Source organism: Dactylosporangium sp. NBC_01737, from assembly GCF_035963215.1.
Classification (GTDB): Bacteria; Actinomycetota; Actinomycetes; order Mycobacteriales; family Micromonosporaceae; genus Dactylosporangium.
Map to the genome: position 1 here is coordinate 7,055,886 of NZ_CP109153.1, position 19,918 is coordinate 7,075,803.

The 19,918-nt window shown below is 73.3% G+C and carries 15 protein-coding genes; 9 read left to right on the top strand and 6 right to left on the bottom strand.

The genetic code is table 11. The annotated features are described in order from the left end of the window. Nucleotides 1-26 precede the first annotated feature (26 nt). Nucleotides 27-1,319, top strand: a complete 1,293-nt coding sequence (locus tag OHA72_RS31865) for a M48 family metallopeptidase (protein WP_326999725.1) — start codon at nt 27-29, stop codon at nt 1,317-1,319. Nucleotide 1,320: 1 nt separating this feature from the next. On the opposite strand, the gene OHA72_RS31870 is transcribed toward OHA72_RS31865, so the two are convergent. Continuing rightward, nucleotides 1,321-2,049, bottom strand: a complete 729-nt coding sequence (locus OHA72_RS31870; protein ID WP_326999726.1) for a TetR/AcrR family transcriptional regulator — start codon at nt 2,047-2,049, stop codon at nt 1,321-1,323. A gap of 216 nt (nt 2,050-2,265) precedes the next feature. Between OHA72_RS31870 and OHA72_RS31875 the strand changes: the two genes are divergently transcribed. The 6 genes from OHA72_RS31875 (at nt 2,266) to OHA72_RS31900 (ending at nt 11,661) form a co-directional block, all read left to right on the top strand. Further along, nucleotides 2,266-4,431: an MMPL family transporter gene (locus OHA72_RS31875; protein WP_326999727.1), complete on the top strand. Its 2,166-nt coding sequence runs from the start codon at nt 2,266-2,268 to the stop codon at nt 4,429-4,431. Nucleotides 4,432-5,003: 572 nt separating this feature from the next. After that, a complete protein-coding gene (locus OHA72_RS31880; RefSeq protein ID WP_326999728.1) occupies nt 5,004-7,616 on the top strand; it encodes a ricin-type beta-trefoil lectin domain protein in 2,613 nt (870 codons plus the stop codon). Nucleotides 7,617-7,704: 88 nt separating this feature from the next. Beyond that, on the top strand, nt 7,705-8,598 hold the full coding sequence (locus tag OHA72_RS31885; RefSeq protein ID WP_326999729.1) for a polyphosphate polymerase domain-containing protein: 894 nt from the start codon (nt 7,705-7,707) through the stop codon (nt 8,596-8,598). 2 nt (nt 8,599-8,600) lie between these two features. Continuing rightward, nucleotides 8,601-9,278 carry a DUF4956 domain-containing protein gene (locus OHA72_RS31890; RefSeq protein ID WP_327011712.1) on the top strand — a complete coding sequence of 226 codons (678 nt, stop codon included), beginning with the start codon at nt 8,601-8,603 and terminating at the stop codon, nt 9,276-9,278. After that, nucleotides 9,278-10,774 (top strand): CotH kinase family protein, encoded by a 1,497-nt coding sequence (locus OHA72_RS31895; protein WP_326999730.1) that lies wholly within the window; start codon nt 9,278-9,280, stop codon nt 10,772-10,774. The genes OHA72_RS31890 and OHA72_RS31895 overlap by 1 nt, the downstream gene beginning before the upstream one ends. A 71-nt stretch (nt 10,775-10,845) precedes the next feature. After that, nucleotides 10,846-11,661: a hypothetical protein gene (locus tag OHA72_RS31900; protein ID WP_326999731.1), complete on the top strand. Its 816-nt coding sequence runs from the start codon at nt 10,846-10,848 to the stop codon at nt 11,659-11,661. Here OHA72_RS31900 and OHA72_RS31905 read toward each other — a convergent pair. From OHA72_RS31905 to OHA72_RS31920, 4 genes are all read right to left on the bottom strand, one after another. Next, nucleotides 11,642-12,715 (bottom strand): carbohydrate kinase family protein, encoded by a 1,074-nt coding sequence (locus OHA72_RS31905; protein WP_326999732.1) that lies wholly within the window; start codon nt 12,713-12,715, stop codon nt 11,642-11,644. The genes OHA72_RS31900 and OHA72_RS31905 overlap by 20 nt on opposite strands. A 5-nt stretch (nt 12,716-12,720) precedes the next feature. Beyond that, complete coding sequence (locus OHA72_RS31910) at nt 12,721-14,088, bottom strand: condensation domain-containing protein (RefSeq protein WP_326999733.1); 1,368 nt, start codon at nt 14,086-14,088, stop codon at nt 12,721-12,723. 143 nt (nt 14,089-14,231) lie between these two features. Continuing rightward, nucleotides 14,232-14,468: a hypothetical protein gene (locus tag OHA72_RS31915; protein WP_326999734.1), complete on the bottom strand. Its 237-nt coding sequence runs from the start codon at nt 14,466-14,468 to the stop codon at nt 14,232-14,234. A gap of 89 nt (nt 14,469-14,557) precedes the next feature. Further along, entirely contained in the window at nt 14,558-15,475 is a 918-nt protein-coding gene (locus OHA72_RS31920; RefSeq protein ID WP_326999735.1) for a PfkB family carbohydrate kinase, read from the bottom strand. Between the two features lie 293 nt (nt 15,476-15,768). On the opposite strand from OHA72_RS31920, the gene OHA72_RS31925 reads away from it, so the two are divergent. Further along, nucleotides 15,769-17,124, top strand: coding sequence for a serine/threonine-protein kinase (locus OHA72_RS31925; RefSeq protein ID WP_326999736.1), 1,356 nt, complete (start codon nt 15,769-15,771; stop codon nt 17,122-17,124). Between the two features lie 81 nt (nt 17,125-17,205). After that, complete coding sequence (locus OHA72_RS31930; protein WP_326999737.1) at nt 17,206-18,516, top strand: FAD-dependent oxidoreductase; 1,311 nt, start codon at nt 17,206-17,208, stop codon at nt 18,514-18,516. 46 nt (nt 18,517-18,562) lie between these two features. On the opposite strand, the gene OHA72_RS31935 is transcribed toward OHA72_RS31930, so the two are convergent. Beyond that, entirely contained in the window at nt 18,563-19,843 is a 1,281-nt protein-coding gene (locus tag OHA72_RS31935) for a DUF1479 domain-containing protein (protein ID WP_326999738.1), read from the bottom strand. Nucleotides 19,844-19,918: the final 75 nt, after the last annotated feature.

Here is a 19,918-nt window from a genome sequence, read left to right on the forward strand (position 1 = left end):
GATCGCTGTCGGGGGAGGGCGTCGGGATGATCGCTGCGCGGGCAAGGGTGGCCGTGGCGCTGCTCGCCGGGTTCTACGTGATGACCGTGGTGCTGCTGATCGCGGTGCCGGTGGCCGGGTTCGTCGCGACGGTGGCGCTGTCGTCGCGGATCTATCTCTGGACCGCGGTGGTGGTCGACCTGATCATCCTCAGCGCGGCGGTCCAGGTGTTCGTGGCGCGGCCGCCGTCGCCGACCGGGGTGCGGCTCACCGTGGCGCGGGCGCCCGAGCTGTGGCACGTCGTGCGCGGCCTGGCGGCGCTGACCGGCACCCGCGAGCCCGACGAGATCCGGCTCGTCGCCACGCCCCGCGTCAGGGTCGTCGAGGAGGCAGGGCTGCTCGGCCTGCGCGGCGGCTGGGTGACGCTGGAGATCGGGGCGCCGCTGCTGCCGGCGTTGACCGTCACCGAGCTCACGGCGACGATCGGCCATGAGCTGAGCCGGTTGACCCGCCGGCACGAGGGCGCGGTCGCCGTCGCCCACCGCGGGCAGGTCATCGTCGGCGCGACCGCCGCCGCCGTGCGCAACGCGCTCGTGCAGTCGGTGTTCCTCTGGTACGCCAAGCTGTACGGGGCCGTGGCCGGACCGATCGACCAGTTGCTGGACCGCGAGGCCGACCAGACCCTCACCGCGGTCGCCGGGCGGGAAGGCGCCGCGGAGACCCTGCGCCGCACCGCGCAGCTCGAGGCGGCGTGGCGGGACTACCACGACGAGTACGTGACCCCGCTGCGCGAGCGCGGCTACGTCGCGGCCGACATGTTCGACGGCTTCGCGCGGTTCACCGCCGAGCGCGGCGCGCCGCCCGTGCCGGCGCAGACCCGGGACCGCATCGCGGCGATCGCCGCCGGCCCGCCCGCGACGGTGGCGCCCGACACCAGGCCCGCCCAGGAGCTCATCAGCGAGGAGCGCGCCGAGGTGCTCCGCCAGCTGGAGGCCGGCGCCTTCCAGGACACGGGGTTCCGGGTCATGCCGTGGGAGCAGCTGTCGGCCCAGGCCGCGACGAACGCCGCCCAGCTGGACGCGAACCGCCTCCTGGAGCCCGCCGGCGGCGACGTCCACGAGGTGCTGCGCCGGCTGTCGGACGGCCGGGTGCCATGGGACACGGACACCGTGGCGGCGCTGCGCGGGCTGGTCGTGGTGACCATGCTCGACGCCGGCGCCGCCACCTGGCGTCATTCGTGGACCGGCCCGGCCCAGCTCGTCGACCGCGAGGGAGACCCGGTCGACCTCGCCGCCACCGACCTCGCGGCCGCGCTGGCCCGGGCGGCCGTGCGGAGCTGACTCAGGCGTCCTTCGGGGCGGGCATGCCGGCGACCTCGGCGGCGAGGCGGGCGTGGCCGTCGAAGAGGGCGTCGCGGCCCGCCTCCTCGATCCAGTCGAAGTGGCCGTAGGCCTCCAGGGCGGCGAAGCCGTGCAGCGTCGACCAGGTGTGCAGCATCGCCTGGAACGTCTCGGCCGGGATGGCGACGGGCATGTGTTCGTTCTTCTGGGCGGCGCAGGCGGCGATGGCCGGGTGGACGTCGCGCAGGCGGGGTGGTGCGAGCACGCCGAGCTCGAGGGCCTCGAGGAACAGCTGCGACAGCTGTGACATCGCGCGCTGGGCGGCCTCGGTGGTGGGGCCGTCGACGGGGGCGCTGTAGCCGGCGACCGGCAGGCCGAGGATGAGCGCGAACTGCTGCGGCTCCTGGCGGGCCCACTGGCGGTAGGAGCGGGCGACGGCCAGGAAGCGGCCGCCGATGTCGTCGTCCGGGACGGCGTCGCGGGCCTCCGCGACGCAGCGGCCGAGGTCGTCGTATGCGCCGGCGATGAGCGCGCTGAGCAGCTCGTCGCGGTCGGCGAAGTAGCGGTACAGCGCCGGGGGTGTCATCTCCATCGCCCGGGCGATGTCGGCGAAGCGGAAGTCGACGGTGCCCGTCTCCCGCATGTGGGTGAGGGCGGTGAGCTTGATCTCCTCGATGGTGGCCGCCCGCGCCTTCTCCCGTCGTGGTGCCGACCGCGCTGACGTGCTCATGAAGTCCTCCTGATGACCGTTGCGTTAAGCATCGTTACAGACGTGAAGACGCTTGACAAGTGACGTGGCGTCGTGTTTGTTAATAGTCGTAACGCTACTGATGCCCATTCACTGCTGCGACCAAACCTAGGCAGGGCCACCATGACAGAGTCCGTGACGCTATCGAAAGAGTCCGATCCGAAGCCTGTCCCTGGACCACTCGGTCGGCTAGCCCGGGTGGCGTACCGGCGCCGCGGCCGGACCATCGTGGCGTGGGTCGTCGCGCTCATCGCGGCGGTCACACTGTCCATCTCCTTCGGCGGTGACTTCGCCGCCGACTACTCCGCGCCCGGCTCGGACTCCAAGGCCGCGCAGCAGCTGCTGGAGCAGCGGTTCGCGAGCCAGTCCGGCGCGACGGTGAGCGTCGTGGTCCGCGCCGACGGCGGTGTGGCCGGGGCCAAGACCGACGTGCAGGCGCTGCTGGCCAAGCTCGCCACCGCGCCCCACGTCACCGGGGTCGCCGACCCGTTCCAGGAGCCGGGCGGGATCTCCGCCGACGGCCGGACCGCGGTCGCCGACCTGCGCCTCGACGTGGTCAACCCCGACGACATGCCGGTCGCGGACAGCCAGCGGCTGATCGACATCGCCGGCGAGTTCGGCCGGGACGGGCTGACCGTCGCGCTCGGCGGGCAGAGCATCCAGCGCGCCGAGCAGGGCGAGATCGGCTCCGAGGGCATCGGCCTGGCCGCCGCCATCATCATCCTGCTGCTGATGTTCGGCTCCGTGATCGCCGCCGGTCTGCCGGTCCTCGTCGCCGTCGCCGGGCTCGCCGTCAGCAGCACGCTGACCGGCCTGCTCATCCGCTTCGTCGACGCGCCCGACTGGTCCACGTCGCTGGCCACCATGATGGGCATCGGCATCGGCATCGACTACGTGCTGCTGATGGTCACCCGGTTCCGCGAGTGGCGGGCCGCCGGCCTGGACCCGGAGGCCGCGACCGTCGCGACGCTGGACACCGCGGGCCGCTCCGTCATGGTCGCCGGCAGCACCGTCGTGGTCAGCATGCTCGGCCTGTTCGCGATGGGCCTGTCCTTCATGCGCGGCGCCGCCCTCGTCACCATCCTCGGCGTGGTCGTCGTCCTGGCCGCCAGCGTCACCCTGTTCCCGGCGCTGCTGGGCTACCTCGGCAAGCACGTCGACCGGCTGCGCCTCCCGCTCGGCCGCCGCGCCGCGATCACCGTCGCCGCCGGCGGGCACGTCGAGCCCGGCCGCGGCTGGCTGCGCTGGAGCGGCCTGGTCCAGCGGCACCGCTTCGTCTCCGCCCTGCTGGGCGTGGCGATCCTGCTCGGGCTCGCCGCACCGTTCCTCGGCGTCCGCTTCGGCTTCCCCGACGCCGGCAACAACCGCGAGGCGACCACCACCCGCCAGGCGTACGACCTCGTCGCCGAGGGCTTCGGCCCGGGTGCCAACGGCCCGCTCGTGCTCGCCGTCGAGCTGCCCCGCGCCGGTGACCGCACCGCGCTGGACAAGCTCGCCGCCGCGCTGCCCGGCGTCGACGGCGTTGCCGCCGCCATGCCGGCACTGCTCAACCAGGACGGGACCGCCGCGGTCGTCACCGTCCTGCCGCGCACCGGCCCGCAGGACGCCCGCACCGAGGACCTCGTCGAGCGCCTGCGCGACATGCTGCCGCAGACCATCGCCGGCACCGGCGCGAGCGTCCACATCGGCGGCGTCACCGCCACGGCCATCGACAGCACCGCCAACATCGCCCGGCGGATCCCGCTGCTCATCGGCGGCGTGGTGCTGCTGTCCATGCTGCTGCTCCTGGTGTCCTTCCGCAGTGTCGCCGTCGCGGTCAAGGCGGCCGTGATGAACCTGCTGTCCGTCGCCGCGTCGTACGGCGTGGTCGCGCTGGTCCTGCAGGGCGGCTGGGCGGGCCGGCTCGTCGGCATCGACACCGAGACGCCGCTGCCGGCCTTCGTGCCGGTGCTGATGTTCGCGGTCCTGTTCGGCCTGTCCATGGACTACGAGGTGTTCCTGGTCAGCCGGATGCGGGAGGTCTGGACCCGCACCGCCGACAACGGCCGCGCCGTCACCGACGGCCTGGCCGGCACCGCCCGCGTCATCACCGCCGCGGCCGCCATCATGATCGCGGTGTTCGCCGCCTTCATCCCGAGCCCCGACCTGGTCCTCAAGGTCATCGGCGTCGGCATGGCCGCCGCGATCCTGCTCGACGCGACCGTGGTGCGCCTGCTGCTGGTGCCGGCCGTCATGCACATCCTCGGCCGGGTCAACTGGTGGATGCCCGCGTGGCTGGTCCGGGTCCTGCCCGAGCTGCACGTCGAGGGCAAGGCCCACGAGCACCTGCCCGCGGAGCACAAGGAACTGGTCACCGCGAGCTGACCGTCGCCCGGCCCCCGGCCCCGCAGCCCCGCCGCCCACGCGGCGGGACCGCGGGGCCGATGCGTATCCCGAAGTGCGGCTCGCGTCGCCGCGTTCGTCCTCACGATGATCGCGCCGCGGCGCAGCGTCGGCGACACGCCCCGGTGACGGCCGGACGCGTCAACCCTTGGCCGAGCCGAGGGACGGACCCGCGATGAACCGCTTCTGCAGCGCCACGTAGACGATCAGGGCCGCGACCGCGGTCAGGAATGCCGGCGCCCCGAACGGGGTGGCCACCCCGGCGAGGCCCTGCAGTGCGGAACGGCGGGACAGCCCGCAGGTCAGTCATGGTCGCCTCCTGGCGGGGACGGGCGAGGTGGGAACCGGCGAGGGTGGCGTGCCAAATCAACAACTTCCAACGTCGTGACGCCAGGCCCTCCGCGCCCTTGACACGGCGTCCGCTGCGGGCGTGCAATGGTCGACATCGATCGACCAGGTTTCAACACAATTCAACGCTGTCGATTGTGGCAACGTTGACATCCGTTCGCGCGGTGCCGCCACGCCGCGCGCCCTTCCGCCGAAGGATGCCCCCCATGCGAACCCGAAGGTTGCTGCTGCGCTGCGCGCTGGCCATCGCCCTGCCGGCCGCGTTCGTCGGCACCGTCACCGCACCCGCCTCGGCCGCGACCACCTGGACGGTCACCGGCCCCGCCGCCGGCTCGCCGACCGCGGCGCAGGTCACCCTCGACAACGGCGCGCTGAGCTTCGGCGTGACCAGCCAGGGCCGCACCGTGCTGTCGCCGTCGCCCATCGGCATCGTGACCGGCGCCGCCGACCTCAGCCGGAACCTCACGTTCACCACCCGCCGGGACGCGACGGTCACCGAGGCGTACACGGTGACCACCGGCAAGCAGCGCGGCCGTTCGACCGCCTACACCGAGACGACGCTGTCCTTCACCGGCACCGGCGGCGCCCGCCTCGACGTGGTGGTCCGGGCCTCCGCCGCCGGGGCCGCCTACCGCTACGTGCTGCCCGGCAGCGGGACGGTGACGGTGCAGCGGGAGGTGTCCTCCTGGACCGTGCCCGCCGCCTCCAACGCCTGGGTGGTGCCGGCGCACAGCGAGGACCAGGGCAGGTGGCTGCAGAGCACGGCGGGCGCGGCGCCCGCCGCCGACTACCGGGTCCCGGCGCTGTTCGAGGTGGACGGCACCTTCGCCCTGGTCGCCGAGACGGCCCTCGACGGCCGCTACGCCGCGGCGTCCCTGCGGCACCAGGCGGGCTCGGGCACCTACACCACCGTGCTGGCCGGCACGTCGGTCACCGCGACCCTGCCGCTGTCCACGCCGTGGCGCACGGCCGCGGTCGGCGACCTGAAGACCGTGACCGGGTCGACGATCGTCGACGACCTCGCGCCTGCCGCACGGATCGCGAACCCGTCGTGGGTGAGGCCGGGGACCGTCGCGTGGTCGTGGCTGACCGAGCACGCGAGCCCGTCGGACGCCGCCCGGCAGCGGCAGTACATCGACTTCGCCCAGCGCAACGGCTGGGGCTACGTACTCATCGACGAGGGCTGGCAGTCCAGCTGGGCGCCGGACGTGATCGCGTACGCCAGGGCCAGGGGAGTGCAGGTCATCCTGTGGTTCAACTCCGCGAGCCTGTGGAGCGCGGCGCAGCGTGAGCAGTGGCTGCCGCTGGTCAGGAGCTGGGGCGTGGCCGGCCTGAAGGTCGACTTCGCCTACGAGTACACCCAGCCGACCCTGCAGTGGTACGACGCGATCCTCGCGCGCACCGCCGAGCTCAACCTGATGATCAACTTCCATGGCAGTGCCACCCCGCGCGGCATGCAGCGCACCTGGCCGCACGTGATGACCGCGGAGGCCGTCTTCGGCGCCGAGCAGTTCCAGAACCGGGCCGCGCTCAACACGATCCTGCCGTTCACCCGCAACGCGATCTCCAGCATGGACTTCACGCCGGTGGTGTTCAGCATGACCAACCGGGACACCACCGACGGCCACGAGCTGGCCACCGCGCTGGTCTTCGAGTCCGGCTGGCAGCACGACGCGGACAACCCCGCGGCCTACGAGGCCCGGCCCGAGGCGCTGCGCATCCTCAACCAGCTGCCGTCGGTCTGGGACGAGACGCGGCTGCTCGGCGGGCGCCCCGGTCAGGAGGCGTACGTCGCCCGCCGCAACGGTGGCAGGTGGTACCTGGGCGGCATCTCCGCCGTGGCGGCGAAGACCTACACCGCCCCGCTGAGCTTCCTGGGCTCGGGGCAGTGGCTGCTGGAGACCGTCCGGGACGGCGGCGGCGGCCTGCTGCGCGAGACCCGGGTCGTCGCCGGCACCGACACGCTGTCGGTGCCGCTCGCCCAGCGGGGCGGCTTCGTGGCCGTCGCGTGCCCGTACACCTCGGGCATGACCACGTGCGGCACCGGCACCGCCGGCGGCATCCTCAAGGGGCACGAGTCCGGCCTCTGCGTCGACGTGCCCAACGCGGGCACCGCCAACGGGACCGCCGTCAACCTGTGGGACTGCAACGGCGGCGGCAACCAGAGCTGGACGCTCACCCCGTCGAGACAGCTGCAGGTGTACGGCAACAAGTGCCTCGACGTGGCCGGCGGCGGCACCGCGGACGGGACGGTCGTGCAGATCTACGACTGCAACACCAGCGGCGCCCAGCAGTGGACGGTCAACGGCGACGGCGGCCTCGTCAACGCCGGCTCCGGCAAGTGCCTCGACGCGAGCGGCCACGGCACCGTCAACGGCACGAAGCTGGCGATCCGGACCTGCACCGGCGGCGCCAACCAGCGGTGGGCCCGCGGCAGCGCCGGCGGCCTGCTCAAGGGCCGCCAGTCCGGCAGGTGCGTGGACGTGCCCAACAGCAACCAGACCAACGGCACCCGCCCGGTGCTGTGGGACTGCAACGGCGGCGGCAACCAGTTCTGGACGTCGAGCACGACGAACCAGCTGACGGTCTTCGCCGCCAAGTGCCTGGAGGCGGCCGGCACCGCCGACGGCACCGCGGTGCAGATCGTCGACTGCAACGGCTCCGCCGGGCAGCAGTGGCGGGTCCGCGCCGACGGCGCTGTGGTCGGGGTGGCCTCCGGCAAGTGCCTGGACGCCTACGACAACGGCACCGCCAACGGCACCCAGCTGATCATCTGGCCGTGCAACGGCGCCACCAACCAGCAGTGGGCCAGGGCGTGACGTTCAGGTCCGGTTCACCCACGGTTCACAGGAAGTTCGGGTAGCTATTCCCAGCAAGTTCTGAGGTTCGTCCGGGGATCCTGTCACCGTGCGCTTCCGCTTCGGCCGCAGAGCCGGCCCGGCACCCGTCGAGCCGGCCTCCGCCGTGCCCGCCGCCGGCCCGGCAGACCCCGGCGGCAGTGCCGACCGGGCCGGGCACGCGCTGCGGGCGCCCAGCCGGCTGCACGCGTTCAACCGCTACGAGGTCAAGTACCTCGTGGACACTGCCCTCGTGCCCGCGCTGCGCGAGGAGTTCGCCCGCCGCATGGACGCCGACAGCCACGGCGGCGACGGCGGGTACGGCGTCTGGAGCGTCTACTACGACACCCCCGGGCTGCGGTTCTACTGGGAGAAGATCGAAGGCCTGCGGTTCCGCCGCAAGCTGCGGGTCCGCCACTACGGCGACCGGTTCGGCATCGACGACGACACCACCGTCTACGTGGAGATCAAGCAGCGGGTCAACCGGGTCACCCAGAAGCGCCGGGTGCCGCTGCCGTACCTGCTGGCCCGCCGCCTCTGCGACGGCCGGGAGATGGTCGAGCACGACGGTGCGCAGCGCGCCTTCCTGGAGGAGGTCCTGGGCCTGGTCTCCGGCCTCGACCTGCGGCCCGTGACCGTGACCGGGTATCAGCGGGAGGCGTTCGTCGGCCGGGACGCCGACGTCGGCCTGCGGGTCACCCTCGACCACCGGGTCCGTGGCCGGGACCGCGACTTCCACCTCGGCGCCGACGCGGAGAACCGCCTGGCCGTGCCCGCGTCCCGGTCGATCCTGGAGGTCAAGGCGAACGACCGGGTGCCGTACTGGATGACGGACCTCGCCGCCCGCAACAACCTGTCCGTGGCCCGCGTGTCCAAGTACTGCCAGAGCGTCGAGGCGTTCGGCCGCGCCCCGCGCTCGATCTTCCACATCCCCGACCATCCCCCGACGACCGTGAGTGAGTGACGATGCCGTTCGACGTCCAGGACCTCTCCGGCACGTTCAGCGTCGGTGACATCGCCGTCGCGCTGTCGCTGTCCTTCGTGCTCAGTGCGACCATCGGCTGGGTCTACCGGTTCACCCACCGCAACGTGTCCTACAGCCAGTCCTACGTGCAGACCCTGGTCATCCTCGGCATGCTCATCGCCCTGATCATGCTGGTCGTCGGGTCCAACATCGCCCGCGCGTTCGCCCTGGTCGGGGCGCTGTCGGTGGTCCGGTTCCGCAACGCCATCAAGGAGACCCGCGACGTCGGGTTCATCTTCCTGGTGATGGGCGTCGGCATGGCCGCCGGCACCCGGTTCTACACCCTGGCCGTCGTCGCCACCGTCGCGATCTGCCTCATCATCACCGTGATGTACCGCTTCAACTGGTTCGCGCTGAACGTGCAGCGGCAGGTGGTGAAGGTCCAGGTCCCACCCGACGGTGACCACGTCGAGGGCATCCGTGCCGTGCTGATCCGGCTCACCAGCGAGTTCGAGCTGGTCAGCATGGAGTCGGTACGCGGCGGCGCGCTCACCGAGCTGATGTACACGGTCCGCCTCGCCAAGGGCAAAGAGCCCGCCGACCTCATCGCCGAGCTGAGCGGGCGCACGGCCGGGCAGCGCGTCACCGTCCTCACCGGCTACGACCAGACCGACCTCTGATGCGCCGGCGGCTGGTCCGGCGGATCCCGGTGCGGGTGCGGCAGTACTGGAAGCTGCTCGCCGTCTGCGCCGCGTTCCTGGCCGTGCTGACGCTGGTCTTCGGCACCGACCGGGTCCGGCCGTTCGTGACCAGCCCGGGCACCGGTACCGGCGACGCCGTCACGGTGAACATCACCGGCGGGCGCGACCTGTTCGACGCGACCGTCGCCCACACGATCCGGCTGACCTTCCGCGACGCGGACTATCAGCGGATGCTCGACGCCTACTTCAAGGAGGGCGAGAAGGACTACCTGGAGGCGGACCTCACCGTCGACGGGGTCACGGTGCCGAGCGTCGGCATCCGCCTGAAGGGCAACTCGACCCTCGCCGGGCTGACCAGAAACGGTCAGGCCCGCCAGGATGGCTTCCGCCCCGGCGGTGGCCTCGGCGGCCCGGTCCAGGGCATGCCGGTCCCCGCTCCGGGGCAAGGCGCTGCAGGGCAAGGCGCTGCGGGACAGGGCGCTCCCGGTGCCTTTCCAGGTGGCGGGCGGGTCGGCGGGTTCGGGGGGTTCGGGCGCACGGCGCTGAAGGCGGAGCAGCCGGAGACCCTGCCGTGGCTGATCAGTTTCGACACCTTCGTCGATGGCCGCCGCTTCCAGGGCCACAAGGAGATCGCGGTCCGGGTCGCCGGCATGGGCGGCGGCTCCGCGGTGCTCAACGAGGCCCTCGCGCTGGACCTGCTGCGGTCCTCGGGCGAGGTGACTTCTCGGTACGCGTACAGCAGCTTCACCGTCAACGGCCGCCCCACCACCGCGCGGCTGCTCGTCGAACACCCCGACAGGCACTTCGCCGAGCAGTTCGACCGGCCCGGGGTGCTCTACAAGGCGCTCAGCACCAGCCAGTTCACCGACCAGGGCGACGACCCCGTGGACTACCAGGACGACTTCAAGCAGGTCACCGGCAAGGGCACCTGGGACCTGCAGCCGGTCATCGAGCTGATCCGGTGGGTCGACACCGCCGGCGACGCCGAGTTCGACCGGCGGCTCGCCGAGCACGTCGACGTCGCCTCGTTCGCCCGCTACGTGGCGCTGCAGAACCTGCTGCTCAACTTCGACGACATGGCCGGGCCGGGCCGCAACTATTACCTGTGGCTGGACGCCGGCACGGGCCGCTTCAGCGTCGTCGCCTGGGACCACAACCTCACCTTCAGCGGCAGCGCCGACCAGGGCCCCTACGACGGCGGCCGGATGGGCGGCCGCATGGGCGGGCACCGGCTCAAGGAACGCGCACTGGCCAGCCCCGCGTTCAAGGTGGTGTACGAGCAGGCCTACCGCGACCTGTACCGGCGCGTGTACGCGGGCGCCCGCGCACTGTCCACACTGGACGCGATCACGAAGGTCCTCGGCACGGTCGTCGGCAACGACCCGGCGGCGACCAGCACCGACGCGGAACGGCTGCGGACCCTGCTCGTCGACCGCACCGCCAGCCTCGCCACCGATCCGGTCATCACGGGCTGAGGGCCGGTACCTAGATCCTTGTGAGTACCGGCACGCATCCCCCGCGGGCGCGTGCACGGCAGAGTGTGCGCATGCATTCTTCGCGCGGTGGCAGCATGGTCCGATGGTGGGCGACGGTCGTGGTGGGTGCCGCGGCCGCGCTGTTGTTCGCGTGGCTCGGCCGGGTGGCGGGCGTGTCGCTTTCGACCCTGGTGACGATCGGCGCCGGCCTCGCCGCGCTGATGTGGACGATCGTGCTGGTCACCTGGCCGTGGAACCTGTACTTCGAGGCGCGCCAGGTCGCCGCCGAGAACGTGGCCTCCCGCGAGCGCGGCATCACGGTGCCCGCGGCGAGGGACGAGGAGGCGCGGCGGATCGCGCGGTGGATGCTGCGCTTCGCGATCGGCGGGCACCTCGGCACCGCCGCCGTGACCGCCGTGTTCGCCGCGGTGTCCGGTGAGCTGACCGGGTACTACCTGGCCGGCTTCTACCTGCTGTCCACGCTGGTCCGGCCCGCCGCCGCCTGGTTCGGGCACCTGCGGGACCGGCTCACCTCGCTGCGCCGGGAGAGCACCCACCCCCGCGACGACGTCGTGACCCTGAAGGCGACCGTGCAATCGCTGACCGACGCGGTCGAGAAGGTCCAGCGGGAGCTCGACGAGGCCCGCACGGCCGCCGCCGACGACGTGGAGCGGCTGCGCCGGCAGGTGACGGCCGACCTGACCCGCCTGGAGGACGCGCAGGCGGTCGACCGGGCCGCCGCCCGCGACCGCGACGAGGCGTTGAAGGGCCGCATCGAGCAGATGGCGCGCCGGATCGAGGGCACCCTCGACGGCATCAGCGACCATCAGGAGCTGCTGACCGGGATCCGGGCCCTGGTCCGGATGATCAGGACGGATCCGGCGTAGCCGCGGCCGTCTGGCGCTGCCACTCGCGCAGGACGGCCGGGAAGTCGGGGTGGCCGCCGTCGGCCAGGTGCAGCAGCTTGTGCCGGGCCAGGGCCATCCCGAGCCGGACACCGTCGTACAGGTGGGAGCCGCCGTCGGCGAGCGCGGCCAGGACACCGGCGGCGTAGACGTCACCCGCGCCGGTCGCGTCCAGCACCAGGTCCGTGGTGAGGAACTGCTGCGGGTGGAACCGGGCGCGCAGCAGTGGACCGGACCGGGTGAACGTGGTGACCCCCGACGGGCGCTTGACGTGCACGAACCGGCCGGGCCGGCCGACGCGCAGGATGCGGTCCGCGGCCCACGTGTCGTCGCCGGTCGTGCCGAGCGCCTGCAGCTCCCGCTCGTTGAGCAGCACGTGGTCGGCCATGGTCGCCAGCGCCGCGACCGGGACGGAGCGGCTGGCCGCCCACACGTGCCCCGGGTCGAACGACAGCACCGTCTCCGGGCTGCGGTCGCGCACCGCGGCGAGGACGTCGGCGAGGACCGCCGGGGTGCGCGCGTCCAGGAACGACGTCACGTGCACGATCCTCGCCGCCGACAGGTACTCCACGACCTGCTCGAAGTGCGACTCCAGGTGCCCGGCCATCCGGTCGTTCGCGCCCGGATGGACCAGCAGCGTCCGCTCGCCGTCCTCGACCAGCGACAGGCAGACGCCGCTGAGCTCGTCGGGTTCGACGCGCAGGTACTCGGTGTCGACGCCGAGGCGGTGCAGCCGCTCCGCGATCGGGGCGCCCGGCACCGGCAGCCGCCCGGCCACCCCGACGTAGCCGAGCCGCAGCCCGGCGCCGGTGTGCGCGAGGGCGGCCACCGTGTTGTACGCGGAGCCGCCGACGACGACCCGTACCGCCGCGGCGTGGACGGTCCGCATCGCCGCGTCGACCGTCGCCGCGCCGACCCGGCACTCGGCGCCCCAGTCGACGGAGCCGCGCAGCAGGGTCCGCGCGGCGGCCGTGACCGGGGCGATCGAGTCGAGGTTGAGCGCCCCGACCCCGACGACGTCGAACCTGAATCCCACGCCGGTCAGCCGCCGGCTGCGATCGGCGTGCGGACCCGGGTGGGTGCCTTGGCGTCGAAGGCCGCCTCGACGGCGACCCGCTCCATCTCCACCGCGAGGGCCCAGATGTCGGCCGGGGAGAACCGGTGCGTGTCGGCGCAGATCGACACGTCCACGGCGTCCGGCGCGGCGTCGACGCTGATGTTGAGCGCGGCGTCCAGCACGTCCACCTTCCGGTTCCACCAGCTCGTCGAGCGCGGCAGCGCGTCGGCCAGCCGCTGCGGCGTCGCCGCCTGCCCTTCCGGCGCGCTGTCACGGGTCCGCCGGTCGTTCACGATGATCGAGTAATCGACGTGGCCGCGGTCGGCCCGCACCCGCTCCAGCATCGCGGTCAGCGCGACCGGGTCGAAATGCCCGTGCATGTACGCGTTCGTCGCCGCCGTCCAGGCCCGCCCGACCACCTCGTCGAAGGTCGCGTCCACCACGTCGACCGCGCACAGGCTCAGCTGGGCCAGCTGACTGACCGAGTCGGCGCAGCCCGGCCGGAACCGGTTGCTCACCACCAGCTGCGCCACGCTCGGGCTGCGGCCGGTCAGCCTGGCCAGGCCGACCGCGTAGGCGGCGAGGACGACGTAGCCGACCCCGGCGCCGGTACGGTGCGCGATCAGCTCCATGGCCAGGTGCATCGCCGGCGACCGGTGCGTGATCTCCCAGTACCGCGGCTCCCGCGGGTCACCGGACCCGCCGGAGCGCTCCGCGGGGATCGTGCGCAGCAGCTGCTCCCAGTACCGCACCGACTTGTCGCTCTGCCGCCGCCCTGACGGGGTCTGCTGCTTCGCCGCCATCTCGAGCGGGGTCAGGCCCGGCACCGGTGCGGCCGTCGTGCCCGTCGCGGGGTCCATCTCGGCCATGTCGCGCACGATCGCGTCGATGCCGAACCCGTCGACGGCAACGTGGCAGTACAGCACGACCACGTGCGTCACCTCGCCGCCGTGCCGCACGACGCCCATCCGCACCGGCCACTCGGTCTCGTAGGCGAACGGTGCCTCGTACCGCAGGCGCAGCTCCTCGGCGGCGGCCGCGGGGTCCTCGTCGGTGTCGAGGACCTCGAGCGGCAGCTCGCCGGCCTCGGACACGACCTGCCGGGTGGTGCCGTCGGCGTCGAAGCGGAGCCTGGTCCGCAGCGCCTGATGACGGCTCACCAGGTATCGCAGCAACGTCTCCATGTCCCGCACCGACGTGCCGGCCGGCATCGGCACGGTCCCGCCGATGTTCATGCTGAGCCCGGTGCGGCGCATCGTCTGCCAGATCCCGAGCTGCGCCCACGTCAGGTCGGCGACCCCGGAGCCCGCTCCGCGGAACGGCACGAGGATGCGACTTGTGCTACTGCCCATCGCTATTCCCTTCTCATGACCGCCCAGGGAAATTGTGGGCGCCCATCCGGGGATGTCAATGGGCCGCTCGCGCGTTGCGGCCGGTGTCCGGCAGGGCTACGGTGCTGACCGCCCTGCCGGTGGCACCGCTCGGGCCGGGGTGCTCAGGGGGCGATGGAGGCGCGGCGGGCGGCGCGGGAACGGCGGACGCCCACGACGCCGATGACGATCAGGAGCGCGCCGAAGACGCCGATGCCGGCCACGATCATCGTCAGGTCGCGCAGCGTGAGGTCGGACGTGAAGGACGAGGCGCCCCGGGCTCCGGCCGGCGCCGCGAAGGCCGCCGAGGGCAGCGCCGCCAACATCACGAGTGCCGCCGCCGGCACGACAACCCACCGCATTCGTCGCAACATGGCGGCAAGTCTGCCAGCCGCCGGCTCGTCGCGTCACCCGGCGGCGCGGAGACCCTCACCTCATCGAGGCGCACGCGTCACCCGCTGCCGCCACGCCCGTCACCCAGCGCCGCGAAGACCATCGGCGGGGGCGGCGGTGCCGTCGGGCGTGTCAGCCGGCGGGGGACTCGAGAGGTCGGCGGCGGTCGGCAGGGCGGTGCGGGCGCCGACGGCGCGGGTGGCGAGGGCACCCGCGACGCAGGCGAGCCGGACCGCCTCGTCCAGGGGCGGCCCGTGTCCAGTGCCCAGGCGAGGGTGGCGCAGAACGCGTCGCCCGCGCCGGTCGTGTCGACCGCGTGGACCGGGTGGGCCGGGACGCCGACGGTGCCGGTGGTGCGGTGGACGCGGCAGCCCTCGGCGCCGAGCGTCACCACGACCGCGCCGACGCCGGCGGCGAGCAGGTCGGCCGGGGAGCCGAGCAGGGACAGCTCGTGCTCGTTGGGCACGAGGACGTCGACGGCGACGAGCAGGTCCGGGGGCAGGGGCAGCGCGGGCGCGGGGTTGAGCACGACCGTCCAGCCCGCGGCGCGGGCGAGGCGGGCGGCGGCGGTGACCGTCGCGAGGGGCACCTCGAGGCTGGCCAGGACGACGCCGGGCGGGCCCGGCGGCAACGAGACGTCGGCGGGGGACAGCCGTGCGTTCGCGCCCGGCACGACGGTGATCGCGTTCTCGCCGTCGGCGGCGACGAGAACGACGGCGAGCCCGGTTGGGGCGGTGTCGCGGACCAGGGCGGAGGCGTCCACGCCGGGCAGGGACGCAGGGTCGAAGCCGGGGCCGACGCGGGCGGCGAGGGTGCAGGCGCCGCCGAGGCGGGCGACGGCCGTGGCCTGGTTGCCGCCCTTGCCGCCGTGACCGGTCGAGGACCGCGTCGCGATGACGGTCTCGCCGGGGGCGGCGATGCGCGCGGTCTCGATCACCAGGTCGGTGTTCACAGCACCGACGACGAGGACGGTCACGCCCCCGATCATGCACCCTCGCGAGCGCCGGCCGGCCCGCGGCCATCCGGGCCGGCCGTCTCGCTTCCGGTGAGCTTGTGCGATCGCATGCTTCGCTTCCGGTACCACCAGTTTCGGCGGCCCGTGCCGGCAAAGGGGCGTGAACCGCCGTGACACCACCCGATCGATGGGCCCTCGCCCACCCGGGAGGGCGAGTCGGCGGAGCCGGAAGCCGCCGCCGGCGCCCGCGAGGCAGGCGGAAGGCGGAGGTTCCGATGATGGACTTCCCCCATCGATGGTGCAGGATGGTCCCGATGGGTGAGCTGCTGCTGGGGGGTCGCTACCGCCTCGAGGAGCTGCTCGGCTCGGGTGGCATGTCGGTGGTGTGGCAGGCCCGCGACGAGGTGCTGCACCGGGCCGTCGCGGTCAAGGTGCTGCACCTGCGCGACGGCGACGCCAGAGAGCGGATCCGGAGCGAGGCGCGCGCCGCGGCCGCCCTGTCGCATCCCAACCTGGCCCAGGTGCACGACTTCGGCGACGACGGCTTCCCGTTCCTGGTGATGGAGCTGGTCGTCGGCCGGACCCTGCAGCAGCGCATCGACGAGGAGGAGCTGCCACCACCGGAGGTCTTCCGGATCTGCGCCGCCGTCGCCGCCGGGCTCGCCGCGGCGCACGCGGCCGGCCTGGTCCACCAGGACGTCAAACCGGCGAACATCATGGTCACCGGGACCGGCGCGAAGCTCGTCGACTTCGGCCTCGCCGCGCCCGCCGGGCCGCAGCCGCTCGAGGACATCCTCGGCACACCCGCGTACCTGGCCCCGGAGCGCCTGTCCGGCCACGTCGTGCCGGCCTCGGACGTCTACGCCCTCGGCGTGCTGCTGTACCGCCTCCTCGCCGGGACGCTGCCGTGGGCGGCCGACACGACGACCCAGCTGATCCGCGACCACGTCTTCACGCCGCCGCTGCCGCTGCCCGCCCTGCCGGGGGTGCCCGACGCCGTTGCCCGGCTGTGCATGGCGTGCCTGGACAAGGAGCCCGAGGCCCGGCCCTCCGCCGAGGCCGCCGCCGGGGTACTGGCAGCCGCCGCCGTGCCCGAGCCCGTCCGGGAGCCCGCGCCGCCGTCCCGCACCCGCTGGTACGTCCTTGCCGGCATCGTGCTGCTCGTCGCCGCGACGTTCCCGTGGCTGCTCGCCGGCCTCGACCGCGCCGACCGCCAGCGCGGCGCCGGGGTGGCGGCGACCGCGGGGCCGGCGTCCGGCGCCGCGCCCTGGTCGTCCGCGCCGCCCGGGGCCGCACCGGGCGGCACGCAGCCCGGTGCGGCCCCGTCCCTCAGGGGGCGCCGGTGGTCACCGGCGGCTCGGCGGCGCCCGGCGCGCAGTCCTGGGGCGGGGGACCGACCACCGACGCGGCACCCACGACGCCCCCGGCGGCCACCGCCGGCCCGTCGACGGCGCCGGCCGGTCCGGTCACGTTCACCAGCGAGGCCGGCACCGTCCAGGCGGCGTGCGCGGGTGGCGGGCAGGTCCGGGTGGTCGCGTCGGCGGCGGACAAGCCGTACAAGACGGAATCCCGGCAGACCGGTCCGGCCGCGACCGCCTACGTGGAGTTCCGCCACGGCAACGACCTCGTCCGCATGTCGGTCACCTGCCCGGCCGGCACACCGGTCGTGAATGTGACACGCGGCACGCGATGATTCGCACTCCGTGTATTTCTACCTATGAATAGTCGTGGATCAATGGTCGTCTGGGGGTATGACCAACCATTCCACGCACGCGGTGGTCCTCGGCGCGAGCATCGCCGGGCTGCTGGCCGCCCGCGCGTTGAGCGACACCTTCGACACCGTGACCGTCCTTGACCGTGACGATCTCACCGGCACCGGCGTCCGCAAGGGCGTCCCGCAGGGTCGGCACGCGCACATGCTGTTCGCCAAGGGGCGCGAGGTCCTCGAGGACCTGTTCCCGGGTCTCACCGACGAACTCGTCGCCGCCGGTGCCCTCACCGTCGACATCCACAACGGGTTCGCCTGGCACAACGGCCCCGTCCCGATGGCCCGTGCCGCGTCCGACCTGATCGTGCTGGCCGTCAGCCGGCCCGCGCTGGAGGACTACCTGCGCTCCCGGGTCGGCAAGCTGCCCAACGTGGAGCTCCGCGGCGGGCTCGAGGCGACCGGGCTGCTGCACGACGCCGGCACCGTCACCGGCGCGAAGGTCGTCCCGGCCGGTGGCGGGGCCGGGGAGCTGCCGGCGGACCTGGTCGTCGACGCGACCGGGCGGAGCAACCGGGGCACGACCTGGCTCAAGGAGCTCGGGTACGCACCGCCGGAGGAGGACAGCGTGATGGCCGGCGTGGTCTACGCCACCCGCGAGTACGAGCGCGCCCCGCTGCCCGGCGGCAGCCTCGGTGTGCTGACCGGGGTGACGCCGCGGTACCCGTTCGGCGCGGCGCTGCTGCCGATGGAGGGCGACCGCTGGATCCTGACCCTCGCCGGGCTCGGCGACGACCTGCCGCCGACCGACGAGGAGGGCTTCGCGGCGTACGCGACCCGCCTGCCGATCGCCGACCTCGCCGACGTCGTGCACCGCTCGCGGCCGCTCACCGCGCCGCGGCCGTTCCGGGTCCCGGCGAGCGTGCGGCGCCGGTACGAGCGGCTCACCCGGCTCCCGGAGGGCTACCTCGCGTTCGGCGACGCCATCTGCGCGTTCAACCCGATCTATGGGCAGGGCATGACCGTCGCCGCGCTGGAGGCCCTGGAGCTGCGCTCGGCGCTGGACGGCGGGCTGGCCGGCCTGCCGCGGCGCTTCTACGCGAAGGCGTCGACCGTCATCGACACGCCATGGGACATGGCCGTCGGCGGCGATCTCGCGTTCCCGTCGGTGCCGGGAAAGCGGACCGCGAAGGTGCGGTTCTTCAACTGGTACATCGCGAAGCTGCTCCGGGCCGCGGAGACGTCGCCGGAGGTCGCGCTCGCCTTCCACCGCACCGTGAACCTGACCGCCCCGCCGCAGGGCCTGTTCGCCGCGGCGGTGCTGCGCCGGGTGTTCTTCCCGCCCCGCGCCGCCTGAAAAGTGGCCCGCCGCGGCGATCCGGATCGCCGCGGCGGGACCCGTCTCAGATGGTGATGCCCAGCCCCCGGCGGCCGGTCGCGTTGAGCTGCTCGACGGTGAACCGGCCGTCCCACGCCCGCTCGTAGTGCTCCTCCGGGAAGTCGGCCGGGCTGGATCCGGTGAGGAACGCCGCGCGCACGGAGCCGCTGTACGCCTCGTTGCGCGGGCACCACGGCGCCGCCGGGATGTACATGACGTTGCCCCAGCCCTGCTGGTCGACGACCGGCGCCACCGAGTGGATCATGTCGCAGTGCCACCAGACGGAGTCGCCGGCGCGCACGTCGGGGATGCCGCTCAGCGCCCGCAGCAGCAGGCCGTGCGTGCGCTCGTCGCCGGCCGGGAACGCCTGGTTGACCGTGACCCCGCACATGTCGTCGTCGGCGACGTCTGCCAGCAGCGGGCGCAGCATCAGGTACGCCATCGCCCCCGGGATCGGCACGGTGTGCAGGACGCCCTGGTCGTGATCCATGTCCGACAGGGCCGTCCAGCCCTGGAAGGTGCGGAACGCGGAGCACATCGTGGAGCCCGGGTACTGCGGGCCGGCGGTGCGGTAGGCGGCGTCCCACGGGTCGTACTGCTCCACGCTGCCGTCGAACAGGTGCCGGAACGCCTGCTGGTAGGCCTTCGTCATCCACAGGTCGAGCGTGCCGGGGTCCAGGTGCGCGCCCAGCCCGCCGGACGTCGCGCCCGGCGGCCGGCGCCGGATCCGGTCCGGGTACATCGCGTCGCGCTGCGGGTCGAACCATTGCACGCCGTCGGACTCGTGCTTCCACAGCCCGTTGAGGAACGTCTGCACGGCCGCCATCCGGTCGCTCTGGCGGGCCTCGACCTGCGGCTGCGACCAGTAGATCGGGTAGATCTCGGGCTTGGAGCCGACGCTGCCGAAGAAGTCGTCCGCCGGGCCTCGGTACTGCTCGAAGAAGGCGTTGCGCTCCACGTACGAGACGATCTCGCGATCCCAGCCGAGCGCCTGCTCCCGGTCGAAGTGGCCGCGCACCACGAGACACCCGCGGCGGTGCAGCAGCGCGAGGGTCTCGGCCGGCACCGTGCCGGCGGCGATGTCGGCGTAGTCGATGACCGGCCAGACGGTCCCGCCGCGCTCGCGGGCCGCCTCGATGGCGCTGACCTCGGCCTCGATGCCCCGCTCGACGACGGCGAAGACCTCCTCGACGGTGCGGCCCGACGCCGCGATGCGGGCCCTGATCGCCGCCTTGACCTCGCGGATCGCGGCGCCCAGGTCGGCTGGCGTGGTCTCCCAGTGCGGCAGTGCGGTCTGGACCGGCATGGCGTCGCGCTCCTTCTAGTCAGGACTCCTTACTAGAAGACCGTACGGCGGGTCGCGGATTTAGGCAAGAGTCCT